The 19,963-nt window shown below is 56.7% G+C and carries 16 protein-coding genes; 9 read left to right on the top strand and 7 right to left on the bottom strand.

Features of this window, described 5'->3' with window-relative positions:
- Nucleotides 1-32: 32 nt before the first annotated feature.
- The 6 genes from fhuB to HHI26_RS12840 all read right to left on the bottom strand — a co-directional run bounded on the left by fhuB (nucleotide 33) and on the right by HHI26_RS12840 (nucleotide 9,869).
- Nucleotides 33-2,009, bottom strand: coding sequence for a Fe(3+)-hydroxamate ABC transporter permease FhuB (gene fhuB, locus HHI26_RS12815; RefSeq protein ID WP_171149325.1), 1,977 nt, complete (start codon nucleotides 2,007-2,009; stop codon nucleotides 33-35).
- The gene (gene fhuD, locus HHI26_RS12820; protein ID WP_133842211.1) at nucleotides 2,009-2,890 is read right to left on the bottom strand and encodes a Fe(3+)-hydroxamate ABC transporter substrate-binding protein FhuD; all 882 of its coding nucleotides are present in this window, start codon (nucleotides 2,888-2,890) and stop codon (nucleotides 2,009-2,011) included. The genes fhuB and fhuD overlap by 1 nt, the downstream gene beginning before the upstream one ends.
- 30 nt (nucleotides 2,891-2,920) lie before the next feature.
- Entirely contained in the window at nucleotides 2,921-3,715 is a 795-nt protein-coding gene (gene fhuC / locus HHI26_RS12825; protein WP_133842212.1) for a Fe3+-hydroxamate ABC transporter ATP-binding protein FhuC, read from the bottom strand.
- Between the two features lie 48 nt (nucleotides 3,716-3,763).
- Nucleotides 3,764-5,980 (bottom strand): ferrichrome porin FhuA, encoded by a 2,217-nt coding sequence (gene fhuA, locus HHI26_RS12830; protein ID WP_171149216.1) that lies wholly within the window; start codon nucleotides 5,978-5,980, stop codon nucleotides 3,764-3,766.
- Between the two features lie 211 nt (nucleotides 5,981-6,191).
- The gene (mrcB, locus tag HHI26_RS12835; RefSeq protein ID WP_159336917.1) at nucleotides 6,192-8,741 is read right to left on the bottom strand and encodes a bifunctional glycosyl transferase/transpeptidase; all 2,550 of its coding nucleotides are present in this window, start codon (nucleotides 8,739-8,741) and stop codon (nucleotides 6,192-6,194) included.
- A gap of 165 nt (nucleotides 8,742-8,906) precedes the next feature.
- Nucleotides 8,907-9,869, bottom strand: a complete 963-nt coding sequence (locus tag HHI26_RS12840; RefSeq protein WP_205945510.1) for a LysR family transcriptional regulator — start codon at nucleotides 9,867-9,869, stop codon at nucleotides 8,907-8,909.
- 167 nt (nucleotides 9,870-10,036) lie between these two features.
- Between HHI26_RS12840 and HHI26_RS12845 the strand changes: the two genes are divergently transcribed.
- The 7 genes from HHI26_RS12845 to HHI26_RS12875 all read left to right on the top strand — a co-directional run bounded on the left by HHI26_RS12845 (nucleotide 10,037) and on the right by HHI26_RS12875 (nucleotide 15,654).
- Nucleotides 10,037-11,500: an NAD(P)/FAD-dependent oxidoreductase gene (locus HHI26_RS12845; protein ID WP_133842216.1), complete on the top strand. Its 1,464-nt coding sequence runs from the start codon at nucleotides 10,037-10,039 to the stop codon at nucleotides 11,498-11,500.
- Nucleotides 11,497-11,979 carry a hypothetical protein gene (locus HHI26_RS12850; protein WP_159336915.1) on the top strand — a complete coding sequence of 161 codons (483 nt, stop codon included), beginning with the start codon at nucleotides 11,497-11,499 and terminating at the stop codon, nucleotides 11,977-11,979. Before HHI26_RS12845 ends, HHI26_RS12850 begins: the two co-directional genes overlap by 4 nt.
- Nucleotides 11,976-12,542, top strand: coding sequence for a peroxidase-related enzyme (locus HHI26_RS12855; RefSeq protein WP_167863203.1), 567 nt, complete (start codon nucleotides 11,976-11,978; stop codon nucleotides 12,540-12,542). Before HHI26_RS12850 ends, HHI26_RS12855 begins: the two co-directional genes overlap by 4 nt.
- A gap of 38 nt (nucleotides 12,543-12,580) precedes the next feature.
- On the top strand, nucleotides 12,581-13,321 hold the full coding sequence (locus HHI26_RS12860) for an amino acid ABC transporter ATP-binding protein (RefSeq protein WP_133842219.1): 741 nt from the start codon (nucleotides 12,581-12,583) through the stop codon (nucleotides 13,319-13,321).
- 17 nt (nucleotides 13,322-13,338) lie between these two features.
- The gene (locus HHI26_RS12865) at nucleotides 13,339-14,166 is read left to right on the top strand and encodes a transporter substrate-binding domain-containing protein (protein WP_133842220.1); all 828 of its coding nucleotides are present in this window, start codon (nucleotides 13,339-13,341) and stop codon (nucleotides 14,164-14,166) included.
- A 68-nt stretch (nucleotides 14,167-14,234) separates the two neighbouring features.
- Nucleotides 14,235-14,942 (top strand): amino acid ABC transporter permease, encoded by a 708-nt coding sequence (locus HHI26_RS12870; protein WP_159336913.1) that lies wholly within the window; start codon nucleotides 14,235-14,237, stop codon nucleotides 14,940-14,942.
- A gap of 19 nt (nucleotides 14,943-14,961) precedes the next feature.
- The gene (locus HHI26_RS12875) at nucleotides 14,962-15,654 is read left to right on the top strand and encodes an amino acid ABC transporter permease (protein ID WP_133842222.1); all 693 of its coding nucleotides are present in this window, start codon (nucleotides 14,962-14,964) and stop codon (nucleotides 15,652-15,654) included.
- Nucleotides 15,655-15,733: 79 nt separating this feature from the next.
- Here HHI26_RS12875 and hrpB read toward each other — a convergent pair whose 3' ends face one another.
- Nucleotides 15,734-18,184: an ATP-dependent helicase HrpB gene (gene hrpB, locus HHI26_RS12880; protein WP_171149217.1), complete on the bottom strand. Its 2,451-nt coding sequence runs from the start codon at nucleotides 18,182-18,184 to the stop codon at nucleotides 15,734-15,736.
- Nucleotides 18,185-18,367: 183 nt separating this feature from the next.
- On the opposite strand from hrpB, the gene sfsA reads away from it, so the two are divergent.
- Nucleotides 18,368-19,072 carry a DNA/RNA nuclease SfsA gene (sfsA, locus tag HHI26_RS12885; RefSeq protein ID WP_133842224.1) on the top strand — a complete coding sequence of 235 codons (705 nt, stop codon included), beginning with the start codon at nucleotides 18,368-18,370 and terminating at the stop codon, nucleotides 19,070-19,072.
- 366 nt (nucleotides 19,073-19,438) lie between these two features.
- Nucleotides 19,439-19,894, top strand: a complete 456-nt coding sequence (dksA, locus tag HHI26_RS12890) for an RNA polymerase-binding protein DksA (protein ID WP_133842225.1) — start codon at nucleotides 19,439-19,441, stop codon at nucleotides 19,892-19,894.
- Nucleotides 19,895-19,963 lie beyond the last annotated feature (69 nt).

A 19,963-nucleotide genomic window follows, 5' to 3' on the forward strand; every position in this document is an offset into this window, starting at 1 on the left:
CCGAAGGGGTCAGGCATGCCTGACCCTTTTTTTTATACCTTACGCAGCAGATAGATAAAGTACGGTGCACCGATAAAGGTCGCCAGCAGCCCTGCCGGGATCTGATCCGGGAACGAGAGCATTCTGCCGCACCAGTCTGCCGCCACCATCAATCCACCGCCCAACAGTGCCGCCATCACCTGCTGCGGCAATGCCCGGCGGAAACCGAGCATCCGCGCAATATGCGGTGCCATCAGCCCCACAAAGCTTAATGGCCCAATGGTCAGCGTTGCGGCAGCAGTCAGCACCGCAGCCAGCAGCAGCAGCGTCAGACGCGTTGGCGTCAGCGCCATACCGACTGCGCGCGCCGTGGCACCGCCCAGTGGAAGGATGGTCAGCCAGCGACGGCATAGCGGCACCAGCGCCAGCAGCACGACCATAATGATCAGCGTGCGCTTCGCCTGCAAAACATCAATGTTATAGGTTGAGCCGGAGATCCACGTCAGCAGATTCGCCATACGCGGGTCACCGCTGGCCAGCAGCAGCATCATCAGCGTGGTGAAGGCCGTGCTGAGCGCCATCCCGGCCAGCAGCATCCGTTCCGGTGAAAAACCCCCGCGCCCGGCAGCGATCGAGATCACCAGCAACGTCAGGGCCGCGCCAATACTCCCGGCAGGCAGCAGCCAGCCAAACGCATCACCCGGTACGATAAACAACATCACCACGACGCCAAATGCCGCCCCGGAGCTAATCCCCAGCACTTCAGGGCTGGCCATCGGGTTGCCTGTCAAACGCTGCACGACGCACCCTGCCACACCCAGCATCATCCCGGTCGCCATCGCGGCCACCAGACGCGGCCAGCGCCACGGCAGAAGTTGCTGCCACAGTTCACCGCTGGCCCATACCCAGCCGTGAGCATCGCGTCCAAAGCTTAACGCCACCGCCATCAGCAACAGCAGAGCACCGCCCCCGATGAGCGCCCACCACAGTACCCGGTGACGTTCTGTCGGCACATTGTCACCCTGGTTCATCGCTGGCGGCACCGAACCGGTTCGCAGACGCGGCAGCAGCCACAGCAGCAGCGGCGCACCGATAACCGCAGTGATGGTTCCCGTAGAGATCTCTCCCAGACGACTGGTCAGCCAGAGCACCGACTGATCCGCCAGCCACAGGAGTAGCGCCCCAATAATCGGCGCCACCAGCAAACGGCTGATCAGACGACGGAAGCCCAGCATCCGCGCCAGCAGAGGAGAGAACAGCCCGATAAAGCCGATAATACCGACAGCATTTACCAGGGAAGCACTGATTAAAATCGCCAGTGCCAGCAGGCCAAAGCGGGCCAGCGAGATCGCCAGGCCCAGGTTCTTTGCCACACCATCATCCAGCCCCATCAGGGTCATCGGACGTAACATCAGTAGCGTGAGCAACAGGCCGCCGAGCAGCCGTGGCCAGAGGAACTCCACGTTGCTCCAGTCCATCTGATTCAGTGAACCGGTGCTCCACAGAAACATATTCTGGAGCTGGTCGTGATTGAAAATGGCAAAAATCTGGTTCACCGCACCACAGTAAAGTGACACCACCAGCCCGGCGAGGATCAGCGTTACGGGCGACATCCGTTTGCCCCAGGCGACGCCGAACACAATCAGCCCCACCAGCACCGCACCGATCATCGCGGCCAGCTGCTGCGTGACCATACCGCCCGGCACGCTCCACAGCGTGACAACGGTCAGCCCCAGTTGCGCACCGCTGGCGACGCCCAGGGTTGCCGGTTCGGCCAGGGGATTGCGCAGCACCTGCTGAAACAGCAGGCCCACCAGCCCCAGGCCTGCGCCCGCCAGCAATGACAGCGACAGGCGCGGCATCAGGCTGTAATGAAACACCATCTGCTCAATGCGGTTGGTGTCCGGGGTCAACAATGCTGTTAACCACTGCGCACCAGGCAGCCGCTGTTGCAGGTTAATCAGCGTCAGAGTCAGTGCACTGGCAAACAATGCTGTTAACAGCAGGATGGCTAAACGATAGTGACGCATCATTTCACCTCCAGCGCATGGTCAAGGCTGTGGATCAGCTGCATTGCCGACAGTGTGGCACCGTAGAACCACACGCGCGGCATCTGCCTGAAACGCCCGGCACGCACAAACGGCAGCGACTGCCAGAGTGCGGTCCCCGTCACCTGATCAACAATCGCCTGATTGTCATGTTCGAAGCCGATGGCATCGACATCCCCCAGATCGGCCAGACGTTCAATGCCAATGATCACGCTCCCCCAGAAAGTGCTTTCTGCTTTCCAGGCATTTTCCAGCCCGAGATTATCCAGCACTTCCTGGAACAGTCCGTTTTCAGTGAACACAATCACATGACGCGGATCGACAATCGACAACAGCAGCAGCGGGCGCTTCGGCCTGTTTGCCAGTTTGGTTTTCAGGCGCTCAGTCTGGCTATCCAGTTCGGCCAGATTCGCCACGGCCTGCGGGACGCGATCGACCCGCTTTGCCAGCTCCATGAGCGCGTGACGCGCACTGGTCAGCGGTTTCCCCTTCCCGCCTTCGTTAAAGGCAAACCCCATTCCCGGGGCGATGCGCATAAAGCGAGTCGGATCGGGCCCATAGCCCTGTGAAAACAGGATCAGAGAAGGCTTCATCTGAGTTATCAGTTCAAGATTAGGTTCGGTTCGCAGCCCGACATCGACCACGGAGGCGGGCAACTTCGGTTCACCAACCCACTGGCCATAACCGTAAAGCTCGGCGGCGCCGATCGGCATCACGCCCAGCGCAAGCAGCAGCTCAAGGGGATACCACTCGAGTGCGATAATGCGCTGTTCTGTCGCAGCACGCAGCGGGAAGGGAAACTGGGCCAGCAGCGGGGAAAAAGCCAGTGCCGTCAGTAAACGGCGACGCAAAATATCCGGCATCACAACATCCAATTCTCAGAGCCTAAGCGCTTAGTAAACAAAGCTTACCGGCGCGCCACCTTGTGGGTGCGGTAAAATTCCCATAGGAATGCCATAAATCTGTTCCAGCACATCCCCGTTCATAATCTCAGCAGGCTCGCCCTGAGCAATCATTTCGCCACCGCGCAGCGCCACCAGGTGGTCGCAATAACGCGCAGCCATATTGATATCGTGCAGTACCGCAATCACCGTCAGGCCACGTTCACGGCTGAGACGCTGGATCAGCGCCAGCACATCGACCTGGTGGGCGATATCCAACGCGGAAGTGGGTTCATCCAACAGCAGGCAACGGCTGTTCTGCGCAACCAGCATGGCAATCCATGCACGCTGACGCTCACCGCCGGACAGACTGTCCACCAGGCGATGGGCAAAAGGCTTCAACCCGACAAGTGCAATGGCTTCATCAACACGTTCGCGATCTTCCACACCGTAACGCCCCAGCGCACCGTGCCACGGATAGCGGCCAATGGCGACCAGTTCACGTACTGTCATCCCTTCCGCCGCAGGCAGTTGCTGAGGCAAATAGGCAACTTCACGGGCAAAGGCTTTACTCTGCCAGCTGGCCACCGGCTGCTCATTCAGCAGCACCTGCCCGGCCGATGCCGCGTGATGGCGGCCGAGCATTTTCAGCAGTGTGGATTTTCCTGAACCGTTATGGCCGATCAGCCCACAGACTTTTCCGGCGGGAAAGGCCAGCGACAACGGTTGTAACAGGGTACGGCCTGGAACGCTAAAACTGACACGGTCCAGGGTGAAGGTCGTTTCTGACGTGTGCTGTTGTTGCATGGTGATCTTCTGATTGGCGGGCGCGGCGAACCGCGCCCGGATAGATATTTAGAAACGGAAGGTGGCAGTACCGACAATCTGACGCTCTGCGCCCCAGTAGCAGGCATAGTCGCGGTAGCAACTGGCGACGTATTCCCGATCAAACAAGTTGTTGATGTTCACACCAACAGAAGATCCTGGTAAACCGAAACGGCCTAGATCATATTTGATAGCGGCATCAATCACGCTGTAGCTGGCGACACTGAAGTTCTTGTTATTCTCAGGTCCAGTGGTGTACTGACCCACCGTGTTACCCACATAACGCACGCCGCTGCCGATGGTCAGGCCGCTAAGTGCGGTTTCATTGAAGGTGTAATCGGCCCACAAGGACGCCATATTTCGTGGCACTTGCACAGGGCGCTGCCCCTGAAGATCGGCATCTTTGGTGTATTTGGCATCGGTGAAGGTGTAAGACGCCAGCACATTGATATTGGCATTCACCGCTGCCTTCGCTTCCAGTTCAACGCCGCGTGAACGAATTTCGCCACCCTGTGAGCTAAAACCAGGATGCTCAAGATCGGTCGTCAAATTCTTGTCTTTAGTCAGTTGATAAACCGCTGCCGTCATCACAATAGGACGATCTTTCGGTACAAACTTCACACCAGCTTCGTACTGTTTTGCACGAGAAGGATCAAAGGCGCGCGCGCCGTATCCTACGCCTGATGTTGGAATAAACGACTCGCTGTAGCTGGCATAAGGTGCGATACCATTATCAAAGACATAGTTTACGCCACCACGCCAGGTGAAGGCCTGGTCGTTACGTTTGTCCAGTGCATCAGTACCCGCAGATGCATTACGATTGTACGCAGAGGTCATAGCATAATCGTAGCGACCACCCAGAGTCAGCACCCAGCGATCCCATTCCATCTGATCCTGAGCATACAGACCGGTTTGCTGCTGTTTATTGACAGCGCTGTTTGCGTAGTTCGTGTTCATTGGATCGGTAGAATACTGCGGGTTCAGCAGATCCAATGAGCTTCCCAACAGATAGCCAAAGTTAGCATCAATGTCATTACGCATACGCTGATAGTCAACACCCAGCAAAAGCGTATGATCCACTGCACCGGTGGCAAATTTAGCCTGCGCCTGAGTATCAACGGCGAAAGTCGTCAGTTCTTCTTTGGACAGTGCCGTTGAGCGCTGCAAAGTCGTGGTACCAGGGACAACCCCATAGCCATAAAGACTACGATAGTCGGTGTTCACTTTGGCGAAACGCAGATTCTGACGGAAGGTCCAGGTATCATCAAACTCATGATCCAGACTGTAGCCAACCATCTGTTGTTTACGGGCAATCTTGTTGCTGCCATCACCATCATCAAATTTAGTCGACAGCTTGTGCTGATTACCATCTGCATCAACTAACGGTACAACAGTTCCTTCACGTGGCAGCCAACCATAGAAACCTGTTTCCGGCTCATTCTGGAAGTAGCTCATGAAAGTCAGATTGGTTTTATCATTCGGCTGCCAGCTGAAAGCAGGCGCGATGGTGTAGCGTTTTTCTTTGTTCTTATCCTGCTGGGCATCCGCACTGCTGGCTTTCCCCGTCAGGCGGTAGGAGAACTCGCCGTTGTCATCCAGCCCTCCACCAAAATCAAACCCCGTGGAGTACAAATTGTCAGACCCCATCTGAAACTGCACTTCGCGCAGAGTCTCAGTGGTTGGGCGTTTGCTCACCAACGCCATAATGCCGCCAGGATTGCTTTTGCCGTACAGGACAGACGTTGGCCCGCGCATCAGCTCGGCGCGCTCAAGGAAGTAAGGGTCAATACTGAATTCTGAATAATAATCAGCGGGTAATTTCAAACCATTGAGGTATTGATTCGTGTTGGTTTCACTGAAACCACGGATCGCCAAAGCATCAATAACATTTGAGGCACCACGGTTACCCACCATCACACCCGCGGTGTAGCCAAATGCTTCTTTCACCGATTGCGGCTGACGCATCTCCATTTCCTGACGCGTCACAATCGACACAGACTGCGGATTCTTCTCAATCGGTGTATCGGTTTTGGTGCCGGTGGCGCTGTGTTTTGCCGCAATGGTCGGGGCCGGGCCCCAGGCACTTTCCTGCGGCGCACTGCCAGCATCCGCCGTGACATTAATCGTCTGCTCAGCGGCAGCAAAGGCTGCACCACTGGTGAGTGAGAGAGCGACCAGCGCCGCCAGTTGTCGTTTTGCTGTTTTCAGGTGTGTAAAATCAGTGGATAAATCGCGCACATTGGCCATTTAGCTTTTCTCTGAACAAGGATTGTTGAATGTGAAACGAAACGATAATTATTATTATAACGCTCGGATAATATGCGAAACAAAGTCCGTTCTGCAAGGAAAAACGCCCCACATGATCTGCCACACAAGCGGCATGGGCATTGACCTGGCGCGGAAAAAAGCCAAAAAAAAAGCCGGTTTCCCGGCTTTTTCATTCAGATAACAATGAAGGCTACTGACCAAACATATCTTTGATCCAACCAGCCACACCATCGCCATCCTTTTGCTGATTCTGCGGTTGCTGCCCTTGTTGCTGATTCTGTTGCTGATTCTGCTGTTGATTCTGCTGCTGCAACATCTGTTGCTGCTGCTGAACCTGCTGCTGTTGCTGCTGGCACAGGGCGTTAGCATCCGTGGTCCAGACCGGCAGGCTACGCCAGCTGCTGCTGGCACTACCGCAGACAAAGTTACCGGCAGAATCGACGTTCATCAGTGCAATATCTTCTGGTGGCGTGAGAGTTAACGGCATCGGCGCCTGCATTTCCAGATAACGACGATACAGCTGCATCGCCCCGCTGGAACCATACAGTTTGGTCGGCTGGTTGTTATCACGACCCACCCAGGTGATGGCGACTTCTTTGCCATCGATCCCGGCAAACCAGGTATCTACCTGATTGTTGGTGGTGCCGGTTTTGCCTGCCAGCGTCGCTTTCGGATACTTAGCCCCAAGCGCACGCGCCGTACCGTGATCCACCACCTGCTGCATGCTGTAGAGCGTCAGGTAAGCCCCCTGCGCCGGAACGGCACGTTCGGCCTGCGGGAAGCTCTGATACAGCACGCTACCATCTTCAGCAATCACGGAACGTACGGCCGACAGCGGCGCACGGCTGCCGCCGCTGGCGATAGTCTGGAAAGCCTGTGCCACTTCAATCGGTGTCAGGTTCAGTGCACCCAGTAACATCGCCGGCACCGGATTCAGCTGATCTTTCGGTACACCCAGCTTGGTCCAGGTATCCACCACCTGCGGCAGACCGAGCGTCATCCCCAGGTTCACCGTCGGCACGTTCATGGAGTTGGTCAGTGCATCCACCAGCATCACCTGGCCGCTGTAACGACGGTCGTCGTTCTGCGGTTTCCACACCTGGCCGTTAGGCTGTTTCAGCGCAATCGGATTATCCGCGAGCCAGGTATTCAGACGGTAGGTATCCGGCTGGCTCAGCGCGGTCAGATAGGTCGCCGGTTTTGCCAGTGAACCAATCGAACGACGCGCCTGCAAGGCACGGTTGTAGCCCGCGAACTGTGGATCGGCACCACCGACCATGGCGCGCACTTCACCGCTGAAGCGGTCCACCACCACCATCGCCGCTTCCAGATCGTTGACCCCACGCTGTTTACGCAGCGCCGGGATCCCCTCTTCGACTGACTTCTCAGCAGCATCCTGCGACACCGAATCCAGCGTGGTGAAAATTTTCACCCCGGAGAGATCCTTCACCTTATCGCCGAGTTTGCTCTGCAACTCGTTACGCACCATCTGCATAAACGCTGGCTGTGGGGTGATCACGCCGCCTTTCGGCTGCACGCCAAGCGGACGCGCACTCAGCATGTCGTAAAGCTCCTGGTCGATCACCTTCTGCTGCTGCAACAGGCGCAATACCAGGTTACGACGCTCCAGTGACAACTGCGGGTTGCGCCACGGGTTATACAGCGATGCGCCTTTCACCATGCCCACCAGCAGTGCCTGCTGGTCAAGGCTCAGCTCATCCACGGGACGGCCAAAGTAATAGAGGCTGGCCAGCGGGAAGCCACGGATCTGATCGTTGCCTGCCTGGCCGAGATACACCTCATTGAGGTACAGCTCCAGAATGCGGTCTTTGCTGTAGCGCGCATCCATGATCAGCGCCATATAGGCTTCGTTGGCTTTACGCCACAGCGAGCGTTCGTTGGTGAGGAACAAGTTCTTCACCAGCTGCTGGGTCAGCGTACTTCCGCCCTGCACTGCACGTCCGGCAGTGATGTTGGCGACAAAAGCACGGCCAATCGAATAGAGGCTGATGCCATCATGCTGATAGAAATGACGGTCTTCGGTCGCCACCAGCGTATCCACCAACAGGTCCGGGAACCCGGCGCGTGGTACAAACAGGCGCTGTTCGCCGTTAGGCGACTGCAACATGGTGATCAGACGCGGGTCGAGGCGGAAGAAGCCGAAGCTGCGTCCATTGTCGAGGTTCTTAATATCGCTCAGCCGATCGCCGCTGAAGCTCAGACGTGCGCGGATCTGCCCCTCTTTGCTGTCGGGGAAATCAAACGGACGACGGATCATCTCAATGCTGTTGGCCTGCACGGTAAATTCGCCCGGGCGCGTCATGCGCGTCACTTCGCGATACTGTGTGCCTTCCAGCAGCGTGATCATCTCTTTTTTGTTGTACGACATACCTGGCTCAAGGTTGACCATGCGGCCATAGACCGTGGCCGGTAGCTGCCAGACTTTGCCATCAATACGGCTGCGGATCTGTGAATCGAGGTAGAAACCATAAATGGCCATGACCACCGCGAAGATCAGGAAAAGCTTAAACAATAAGCCTATCCAGCCTCTTTTTTTACGCGTCCCGCGCCCTTTTCCTTTACGTGGCATCGAAGTTACCTCTTCCTCATCCAGATCTTCATCATCCTGATCGTCATAGTCATCATATTCTTCTTCCCTGCGGCGACCACGCCCCGCTTTGTTGCGCGCAGGCTGGGGCTGTTTTCCTTTACGCCCGATAGGTTCGCGATCGTCAGACATCTTGTTTATTTCTCCAGAAGCAGGCGTCGGCCGGGCCGACTACTTTCGTCGTATGACGACAGTTGCGGAACCAGAACCTTCTGAAAGCCTCTGGCAGTCACACAAGCGCGACAGAATACCATTTATTACTGGCGAGCATCTATTGTGCCTTTGCAACAAAAAACCTTAATTCTCCTGATGCAGGGACTGCATCACACGCGCATGTTCATTCGCATCAAGGCAGATAAACTCCGGGAGCAGGCTGGCAGCCGCCTGTTTCAAGGCATCGATCAAGGCCAGAACGCTGGAACGCGGTGGGCGGGATTGCGGAGTGGTGACCCCAAAGTAATAAGGAATGTCCACATCCAGCTCTCTGATCACCACACCTGCCACGGGCAAACCGTAAGCGGTGACGGGTTCCATAATCGCCACGCCTAATCCCGAACGAATGCAGGAGAGAATATTCACCGATGAGTTCGTTTCAATCACACCCGCCGGTTTGACCTTTGCCTTACGTAATACCTGCTCATAGCGCCTGCGCAGGCGATACGGGTTGTAAGGTGTGATCAGCTTGCGTGACGTTAAGTCGGTTAACAGCACCTGCTCTTTCTGGGCCAACGGGTCATCTTCTCTCAGCGCCATGACGCAGCGTGATTGACCAATCCAGTGAACCTGCGCCCCCTGATGCTCCAGCGGCAGGCTGCTGATCCCCAACTCCGCCTGGCCGGTAATAATGGCGTGCGCCGTTTGTTCTGCGGAATCACTCAGGATTTGCACCGAGTCATCCAGATTCACCTGCGCCAGTGCCACGGGCAGCAGGCCGGAGGACATTGATGGCGTAGCGGCAATCAGCAGCGGGGTTTTTTCTTCTTTCCAGATCTCATTGGCGCGCAGGCGTATCTGTTGCAACGACGTCAACGCCGTCTCAACGTACTCATGCAGACGCAGTGCCTGCTCGGTCGGGTAGATACGTGGCCCGTTACGCAAAAAAAGCGGATAACCAAGGGTGTTCTCCAGATCCTGGATCAGCCGGGTCACGGCAGGCTGCGAACGTTGCAGAACTTTAGCCGCTGCCGTCACACTGCCGGACGAGATGACCGCCGAGAAAGCCTGTAACTGGCGAAGGTCAAGATCGTTAAGTGAAGCCAGGTTCTGCATACGGGAATCCTTTATTTTTCAACAGCCATAATTATCAAGTGCAATTTTTGAATAAGCTAATTATTAATTAGTATTAAGAATACGCATACACACTAATTCATAATGCGTTTTTCATATAATCCATTATATGCATTGAGATGACGAAAAGGGGCTTAATCATGTCAGCAAAGGGTGCAAACAAAACCGGTTTAGACGCGTTGCAACAACGCCTGGCTGAGGATTTGTCTTTGCTGGAACTGCCCGCCAGGCCCTGGGTTCCCACACGTGTTTACCATGGTACCGCTGTGCGTGACGTGGTGGTGATTGGTGGCGGTATGTGCGGCCTGGCTACCACGGCAAAGCTGATCCTGAGCGGGATCACCAATGTCGTTGCCTATGATGCCGCGCCTGCCGGGCTGGAAGGGCCGTGGGTAACGTTTGCCCGTATGGAAACACTGCGATCCCCCAAAACGCTGCACGGCCCGGCACTCGGCCTGCCGCAACTGACCTTTCGTGCCTGGTTCACGGCGCAGTGGGGAGCAGAAGCCTGGGAAGCGCTGGATAAAATTCCGAAAGGTCAGTGGATGGATTATCTGGTTTGGTATCGCCAGGTGCTGGCGCTGCCCGTGCGTAACAATGTGCGCATGACCAGCATCACTGCAGCGGACGATCTGATCGCTATCGATCTTGAGGGCGCAGAAACGGGCCGGGTCTATACCCGGCATCTGGTGCTGGCAACGGGACGTTCAGGGCTGGGCGGCTTTGCCGTTCCTGATTTCCTGCAAGGGGTCGACCACGCCCTCTGGGCACACTCTGCCGATGATATCGATTTCGCTGCACTGAAGGGCAAGCGCCTGGCGGTGATCGGGGCGGGTGCATCATCGATGGACAATGCCGCTGCGGCACTGGAGTCCGGTGTCGGCTCCGTTGACCTGCTGATCCGCCGCAAAGAGATGCCACGCATCAACAAAATGACCGGCATCGGCAGCCAGGGCGTGGTGCACGGTATGCATCTGCTGCCTGACGCGTGGAAATGGAAGTTTGTCGACTACACCAACACCACCCAGACGCCGCCGCCACGCTCCTCCACCCTGCGCGTTTCCCGTCATGCAAATGCCCGCTTCCTGCTCGATTGCGGTATCAGGGCGGTTGAAGAAAACGCGGGCGCGCTTCGCATTGACACCACTCAGGGTCCGCTGCATTACGATTTTCTCATCGCCGCCACCGGCTTTTCCAATGACTTTAACGGCCGCCCGGAATTTGCTGCCATAGCGCCGCATATCCGCACCTGGTCGGATGGCCGCTACACGCCGGAAATGGGTGCACCGCGCCCTGGCATGCTGGCGTCACCGGACCTGGGGCCAACGTTTGAATTCCGAGAGCGTGTACCGGGTGCCTGCCCGATGCTGGCGAATATTCACTGCTTTAACGATGCCGCCATGCTGACGCACGGGAAGGTGTCCGGTGATATCCCGGCGGTCAGCGCCGGGACAGAACGTCTTGTGCGCGGCATTGCCGCTGCATTATTTGCTGAAGATGTCGATGCACACTTCACCAGCCTGATGGCTTATGACATCCCAGAACTCCAGGGAGATGAATGGACTGATTCCACTCCCCAACTTCAAAAGGATAACGCATTGTGATTGATGCTATCGACAAGGCGGCAGGCCTTGCCGCCGAGGATGCACTGTACGCAACCCGGCGTTTTCGCCCAGAATTTGTTCAGGGGGCCGAACTGTGCCGTCTCTCGGTGCTGCACCCCGAAAACGATCAGGGTCTGTCTGCGGCATGGCGCCATGCGGTGGCCCTGCGCATCGCCACATTGAATGCGGATACAGCACTGATAGCCGAATACAGCGCACAGCTGGCGGCGTTGACGCCTGACGACACGCTGCTGGCTTTCGCCAGTGGAGCATCCGTCTGCGACGAACCGCTGGCGACCCTCGCTCGCCATGTTGACCGGATCACACTGACTCCGGGTGAAGCCAAAGCCGATGATATCGCCCGGCTGGCCGGGGCGGGCTTCAACAATCCGCAGATCGTCGCGCTATCTGAACTGATTGCCTTCGTGAATTTCCAGACCAAAGTGGCCAGCGGTTTGCGCCTGATGAGGTTGTTATGATCCCATCTGTTACCCTGAAGCCCCTGACCTGGCACCCGCATATCGCTCCGGTCGAGCTGTCTGAAGCCACGCCACAGCAGATTGAAGCGATGAAGGTCACGCCATCGAATAAGAAGGTCTCGGAATATGTGCGCACGCTGGCGCACGACCCCGAGAGCTACGTAGCCCGTACCGTGCTGTTCAATGCCATTATGTATGTTGACGGCGGTTTGCCCCATGCCGACCGCGAACTGGGTGCGCTTGGAGCGTCAATGGTGAATGGCTGCAAGTTCTGCGCCGTGGTTCATGCGCGCCGCCATGCCAACCTGACCAAAAGCAACGACGTAGTCAGCGCACTCTATTTCGATAAACCCGAGCAGCTCGGCCCACGCGATGCGGCGATCCACCGCTTTGCCCGTCGTCTGTCGGCCGTGCCCTCGGAAGCGACGGCGGAAGATATCGCCCTGCTGAAATCCGTTGGCATGGATGACGTCGACATCGTCGACCTGATCCACGCCATCTCCATCTTCGGCTGGGCAAATCGCCTGATGCACGTTCTCGGCCACGCCGATAGCGGAAACTGAAGCACCTTAACGCCACCTGTGCCAGGAAACTGACCAACATGCTTGAACTTGACAATATTAAGCTCGCCTACGGTAGCTCAGAAATTCTGAAAGGCGTGAACCTCTCGGTGAAACGCGGTGATGTGCTGTCGATTATTGGCCCAAGCGGCACCGGGAAAACCACGCTGCTGCGCTGTATTAACTATCTGGCAAAGCCTTCATCCGGCAGCATCACGTTCGATCAAATCCGCATGGATTATCAGTCCGTCGACAAAAACGCCGTTCAGGCGATCCGTTTGCGTACCGCCATGGTATTCCAGCAGTTTAACGTGTTTAAAAACATGACGGTCATTCAGAACGTGATGGATCCGCTGATTGTCGTACAGCGTAAGTCTGCTGATGAAGCGCGTAAAATTGCCCTTGAAGAGCTGGATCGCGTCGGTTTGTCTGACAAGCGCGACCACTATCCGTCTCAGCTTTCCGGCGGGCAGCTTCAGCGTACCGGCATCGCCAGGGCGCTGGCCGTGCGGCCAGATGTGATCCTCTTCGATGAACCGACCTCCTCACTGGACCCGGAGCTGGTCGGCGAAGTACTGAAAGTGATCAAAGAGGTGACTTCATCGGGGATTACTTCGCTGCTGGTCACCCATGAGATGCAATTTGCTAAAAATGTCTCAAACCGCATCGTGTTTATGGATCAGGGCGTTGTCGCGGCGGAAGGGAGCCCAACGGAGATTTTTGACACGCCGTCAAATCCACGACTCGCGCAGTTCCTCCAGTCCGAAACAACGCTCTACTAACTAAAAGGATAATAACAATGCCTGCAAACACTACCCCTTTCCGTCGTCTGACCCTGGCATTACTTGCCGGTGTCGCCATCGCGGCATCCGGCATGGGTTCCGCCTCTGCACAGACGCCTGTACGCGTTATTAAAGTGGCTACCGCTGCAGAATCTAAGCCGCTCTCCTGGGGCGCCATCGGCCATGAACCCCAGGGCTACGAGCCCGATCTGTTGAGAGCGATTAACGCCAAACTTCCGCAGTATCGCTTCGAGCTGGAAGGGGCCGCGGATATTGCCCAGGAAACCGGGCTGGCCACCGGCAAATACGATATGGCGACCGGCGGTTTCTACACCGCTCCGGCACGCAGCAAGCAGTTCCTGATCCCGGCCACCCCGATGGGGGCCAGCATGATGAAAATCTACAGCCGCAAGGACAGCAACATCAACACCATGAAGGATCTGGTGGGTAAGAAAATTGTTCCGGTCACTGCCGGCGGTGGCGTCTATAAATTTGTGACTCAGTGGCAGCAAGAGAACCCGAACGATGCGGTGAAAATCTCAGCGTCCAGTGCCGGTATTCCTTACCCGGACCGTCTGAAAGAAGTGCAGCGTGGTAAATACGATGCCCTGATCCTGCCTTCAAACCTGGGTGAGCAGACGGTTATCGAAACCCAGAAACTCGATATCAAAGCCAGTGAGCCGGTGTCAATCAACAATACCTACGTGCTGATCCACCGCTCAGAAGAGAACCAGCGTCTGTCAGACGATATTGATGGCGTGCTGAAAACGCTGAAAGCCGATGGCACTCTCGACAAACTGTCGCAGAAGTGGTTCGGCGAAGACGTGGTGAAGTACATCAAGTAACTCTGACGATGGCCCGGCGTTGCCGGGTCAACGGTCAATGCCGACATTATTAGCAGGAGTGTTTCACCATGGATCTTACCGTCATGATCCCAGAGCTACTCTCGGCCTTGCCGTTAACGCTCGCGATTATGTTTGTAGCGCTCATCGCTGGCTTCGTGCTGGCACTGATTGCCACAACCTTCAGGGTTCGCAGGGTACTGGTGCTCAGCCAACTGGCCGACCTTTACGTCTCCTATGCCCGCAGCGTGCCGGTGGTATTGCAGCTGTTCGTGGCGTTCTACGGCCTGCCTGTTTTTGTTGCCTTGTTTGATATGAAAGATTTCGTCACGCCCACTCTGGCATCAATGGTTGGGCTGAGCCTGTATCACGGCGGCTATCTGTCAGAGGTGATTCGCCCGGCCTGGCTGGCGGTTGAACGCGGCCAGCATGATGCCGCAGACAGCCTGGGCTACAGCTTCTGGCAAAAACTCACCCGCGTCGCCGGGCCACAGGCATTGCACATTGCGTTACCGGGTTACGGCAATGCGGTGATCTACATGATCCACAATGTGGCGCTGGTGATGTATATCGGGGCTGCCGATATCATGGCGACCGCGCACCTGGTGATGGAGCGGGATTACAACCAGTATCAGTTCAGCACCTATCTGGTGTTGGGGGTGATTTACTCCCTGCTGTGCCTGATTTCCTGGCTGATTGTGCGCGTCTTCGAGCGTCGGTTCTCTCGCTACACCTCGAAAACCGCCCCGTCCAGAATTAAGCTCACGGCGAGCATCTGACTGAAGAAGGTGATTAACCATGTTTGATTTAGATGTCTTGCTGCCGGATTTTTTAAGCATTATGGACGCTGTGCCATTAACGTTGATGATGGCCGTGACGATTTTTATCTTCTCGACGCTGACAGGGGGTCTGTTTGCCCTGATCGAATACCGACAAATCCCGGTGCTGCGGCAACTGGTTGTCGGTTATAAGGTGGTGTTTAAAGGCGTGCCGATGGTGGTGATGATTTTCCTTGCCTACTACGGCCTGCCTCCGGCACTGCATTTCAGCGCATCGCTGGTCGGTGTTGATTATAACGGCCACTCCATGCCGAACTGGGTGATCGTTATCGTGGCGCTCACGGCCTGCGTGGCCGCCTTCCAGGCCGAAGTGATCAAAGGGGCGCTGAACTCCTTTGATACCGGGCAGTCGGACGCCGCGCGTTCGCTGGGCTACTCCAACGGCCAGCTGTTCCGCCGCGTGCTGTTTCCTCAGACGATCATTGCCGCGATCCCGGATCTGGCAAACTCCTTTATGGTGATCATGAAGGCGCTCTCGCTGGCCTTCGCCATTGAAGTGGTGGATATCTTTGCGCAAGCACAGCTGACAGCGGCACTGAACTATTACTACCTGGAAGCGTTCCTGGTGGCGGTGGTGTTCTATATGGTGATCGCCTGGGTAATCACCAAAGTGGCCGATAAACTGGAAGCACGGCTCAGGATCAGAACCTGATTATTGCGGGTTTCACAAAGGATCATCGCCCTGGCAGGTTACCGGGGCGATTGTCGTCAGGCGCACTGACAGCAGAAAGTTACTTCTTGGTTGCAGACGGGGAAAACCGTTTCACCCGGCTGGTGGGGAGGGTATTGGCGGGATCATCAGGCCACAAATGCTTTGGATAGCGCCCTTTCATCTCTTTTTGCACTTCCCGATAGGCACCCGACCAGAATGCCGCCAGGTCACGCGTGATCTGCAACGGCCGATGCGCCGGGGATAACAGCTCCAGTACCAGCGGCACGCGTCCGTTCGCCACGCTTGGGTTCTTCGCCTCGCCGTACATCTCCTGCAAACGCACCGCCAGCGCCGGGGGCTTATCCTGATGATAGTGAACAGGTAAGCGGCTGCCGGTGGGCACGACATAATGAGTCGGCAGTACCGCGTCCAACTGCTGGCGCTGCGCCCAGCTCAGCAGCTGCGCTAGCGCGCTGGTCACGTCGAGCTGTCGCAATCCTTTACCATCACGCACACCGCTCATCGCCGGCAGCAGCCATTTTTCCAGCGATGCCAGCAACGCAGGCTCCTCTGCATCGGGCCAGCCCCCTTCGGGCAGCCATTGCGCGGCACACACCAGACGTAACCGCAGCTGTTCTGCCTGCGGGGTCCAGTTAAGCACCGACAGCCCTTTCGCCCGCACCCAGCGCAGCATCGCGGTATGCAGCTCACCCTCTTCGGGTTTTGCCAGCGGCTGGGATTTCAATACCAGCTGGCCGATCTGTTCGCGCCGCCAGGCACGTAGGGTGCCTTTTTCTTCATCCCATTCAACGTCAGTCTGCTGCTGCACCAGCTCAGGACACTGGCTGACCAGACGCTCAATATCCAGCGGTAACGCCTGTAACATACGTGCATCCGGCTGGCTGTTTCCCTGCAACAGGGCGGGGGCGATCAGCCATTCATGGCGAGTTAAACCGTCTTCACGATCGAGCGAAGCACCGCTGCCGTTCGCTAACTGATAGCGCCCGTCCACACCCCGCCGCCGTGCAATCCGGTCTGGAAACGCCGCCGCCAGCAACGGCGCAATAAGATCGTCGTCAGCCCGTCCTCCGGTGATGTTTAACCGTTGCTGAAGCTGACGTGCGCGGCGCTGCCACTGTGGCAGGCGGCGATGAAAACTGTCACGCAGATCCGTGCTGCCGCGCACCGGCTCCTCCAGCATCGCCACCAGCTCCGCAGCGGTGGTAACCGCATTCGCCTCCTGCCCGGCCGCCATCAGCAGCGCGGCAAAGCGCGGCTCACTGCCCAGCGTCGCCATTTTTCGCCCGCGCGACGTCAGGCGGCCTTCATCATCGGTTGCGCCCAACTGGCGCAGTAACTGACGGGCGGCCGCAATCCCTGCCGCCGGAGGCACATCCAGCCACTTCAGCTGGCTGACCTCCTGGCATCCCCACTGCAACAGATCGAGCCACAGCGCAGCCAGATCGCTGTTGAGGATTTCCGGTTCGCTATGGGCAGCGGCACGCTCCGCCTGTTCACGGGCAATCAGATGCAGACAGATGCCGGGCTCCAGACGCCCGGCACGTCCGGCGCGCTGGGTCATTGATGCCTGGCTGACGCGCTGCGTTTGCAGGCCGGTCACGCCGCTGCGCAGATCAAACTGCGCGCTACGTTCCTGAGCGCTGTCCACCACCAGGCGAATGCCTTCAATCGTCAGGCTGGTTTCCGCAATATTGGTCGCCAGCACCACTTTACGCCGCCCGCCAGGGGAAGGCAGGATCGCCCGGCGCTGTTCCGCCAGCGACAGCGCGCCGTAAAGCGGGCAGAGGTCAACGTCGCTGGCGACTCGTTCGGCCAGCTGCGTTTGCACGCGCTGAATTTCGGCCACGCCGGGCAAAAAAAGCAGCATCGAACCCGACTCTTCATTCAATAACTGGCTGGCCTGCCGCGCCACCGCCTCTTCAAAACGCAGGTTGGCCGCCAAAGGCTGATAACGGCGCGCCACCGGAAACGATCGCCCTTCTGAGCTGATCAACGGTGCCTCGGGTAACCTTTCGCGCAGCCGTGAATTGTCCAGCGTCGCAGACATGATCAGCACTTTAAGGTCATCACGTAATCCGCCCTGCACATCCAGCAGCAGCGCCAGCGCCAGATCGCCTTGCAGGCTGCGTTCGTGGAACTCATCGAGGATCACCAGCGACACACCGTCCAGCATCGGGTCCTGTTGCAGCATGCGCGTCAGTATCCCCTCCGTCACGACTTCCAGGCGGGTATGTTTTCCGCTGCGGCTTTCACCCCGCATGCGGTAACCCACGGTGGCACCCGGCTCTTCCCCCAGCAGTTCGGCCAGCCGTTGCGCCACATTTCGCGCCGCCAGCCTGCGGGGTTCAAGCAGCAGAATACGCCCGTCAAAACCGGCCTGTTGCAGGATCTGCAGCGGCAGCCAGGTGGATTTCCCGGCCCCGGTGGGCGCAGCCAGCAATACCTGCTGTGATGTCTGCAAGGCGGCCAACAGCTCAGGTAATACGACACTGACGGGTAATGAACTCACGTTTTGCTCCAGAACAACATGGTCTAATTTTTGCGGGCATTGTAGCATTGCCCGCGAGGGATTGACCGCAGGACGCAATGCGTGTTTGCAACTATCCACCCTATTCATCTGCCTGTCACATTTCTGCGCAACGCTACGCAGCCTGACGTGCTGCTGCCGGGCAATTTACGATAAGGAATTCCTATGGAATTTACGCCCGGACTGCTGTCAGCACGACTGGTTAAACGTTATAAACGCTTTCTGGCCGATATTGTGACGCCCGAAGGAGAGGCCCTGACCATCCATTGTGCCAATACCGGTGCGATGACCGGATGTGCCACGCCGGGCGATACGGTCTGGTACTCGACATCGGCCAGCCTGACGCGGAAATATCCGCACAGCTGGGAGCTGACGCACACGCAGCAGGGGCACTGGATTTGTGTTAATACCCTGCGCGCTAATGGACTGGTACGTGAAGCACTCGCCGCCGATCGGATTCCAGAGTTATCCGGTTACGATAAAATCGTACCTGAAGTGAAATACGGCAGCGAAAACAGCCGGATTGACTTCCTGTTACAGGCGGATAATCGCAGTAACTGCTATATTGAAGTCAAATCCGTGACGCTATTACAGCAGGGTAAAGGGTATTTTCCGGATGCGGTGACCGAGCGTGGCCAGAAGCATTTGCGCGAACTCATGCAGATCGCGCAATCGGGCCATCGTGCGGTACTGTTCTTCGCCGTTCTGCATTCGGGGATTGAGGACGTTTCCCCGGCGCGTCATATCGATGTACGCTACGCGGAACTATTGGCACAGGCACAACAGAGTGGCGTTGAACTGCTCTGTTATAAGGCGCAGTTATCACCCGAAGGGATCAACCTGCACAGCCCCCTGACGGTAGAGTTGTAAAATTTAGCGCAATTTGTTTTGATACGGCAAATCTGCATTTCCAACCGATTTCAAACGGCAGAAAAAGGGCAACCGAAAGAATCTCCCAATGCTTACATCATGTTAAGTGCAGGGGGAAAAAGAAGAAGCCAACATCGCTGTGGATTGAGAGAGGAAGATGAGCCGCGCTAAATACGCTTTTCCTCACATGCTTGTCAATAGATGTTCAGGAATAATTGCTAACCTTGACCGCTTCTGTTATTTATAGCGGCCTGTTTTTTCCCCTTAGTGGGATCGATACCCGAAGATTCGGGTTGCAGGGTGGCTGCTAACGCACCTGCAGCTTAAAGACAAAGGGTGTAGTGCGTGTTATCCAGGAGAAACAACATGCAAGAAGGGCAAAACCGTAAAACATCGTCCCTGAGTATTCTCGCCATTGCTGGTGTGGAACCATACCAGGAGAAGCCGGGCGAAGAGTATATGAACAAAGCCCAGCTGGAGCACTTCAAGAAAATTCTTGAAGCCTGGCGTAACCAGCTTCGGGATGAAGTGGACCGCACTGTTTCGCATATGCAAGATGAAGCCGCTAACTTCCCGGACCCCGCTGACCGCGCAACTCAGGAAGAAGAGTTTAGTCTTGAACTGCGTAACCGTGACCGTGAGCGCAAGCTGATCAAAAAGATCGAGAAGACGCTGAAGAAAGTGCTGGATGACGATTTTGGCTACTGTGATTCCTGTGGTGTTGAAATCGGTATTCGTCGCCTTGAAGCACGTCCAACGGCTGATCTTTGCATTGACTGCAAAACGCTGGCGGAAATCCGCGAAAAACAAATGGCCGGTTAACGGCGCATTGATTGTGCAGTGAAGCAGGGAGCGGTTTCCGCTGCCGCTTCACTGCCTCTCTTATTCATG

Origin of the sequence: Erwinia sp. JH02 (genome assembly GCF_013074405.1) — a bacterium.
Lineage (GTDB): Bacteria > Pseudomonadota > Gammaproteobacteria > Enterobacterales > Enterobacteriaceae > Erwinia > Erwinia rhapontici.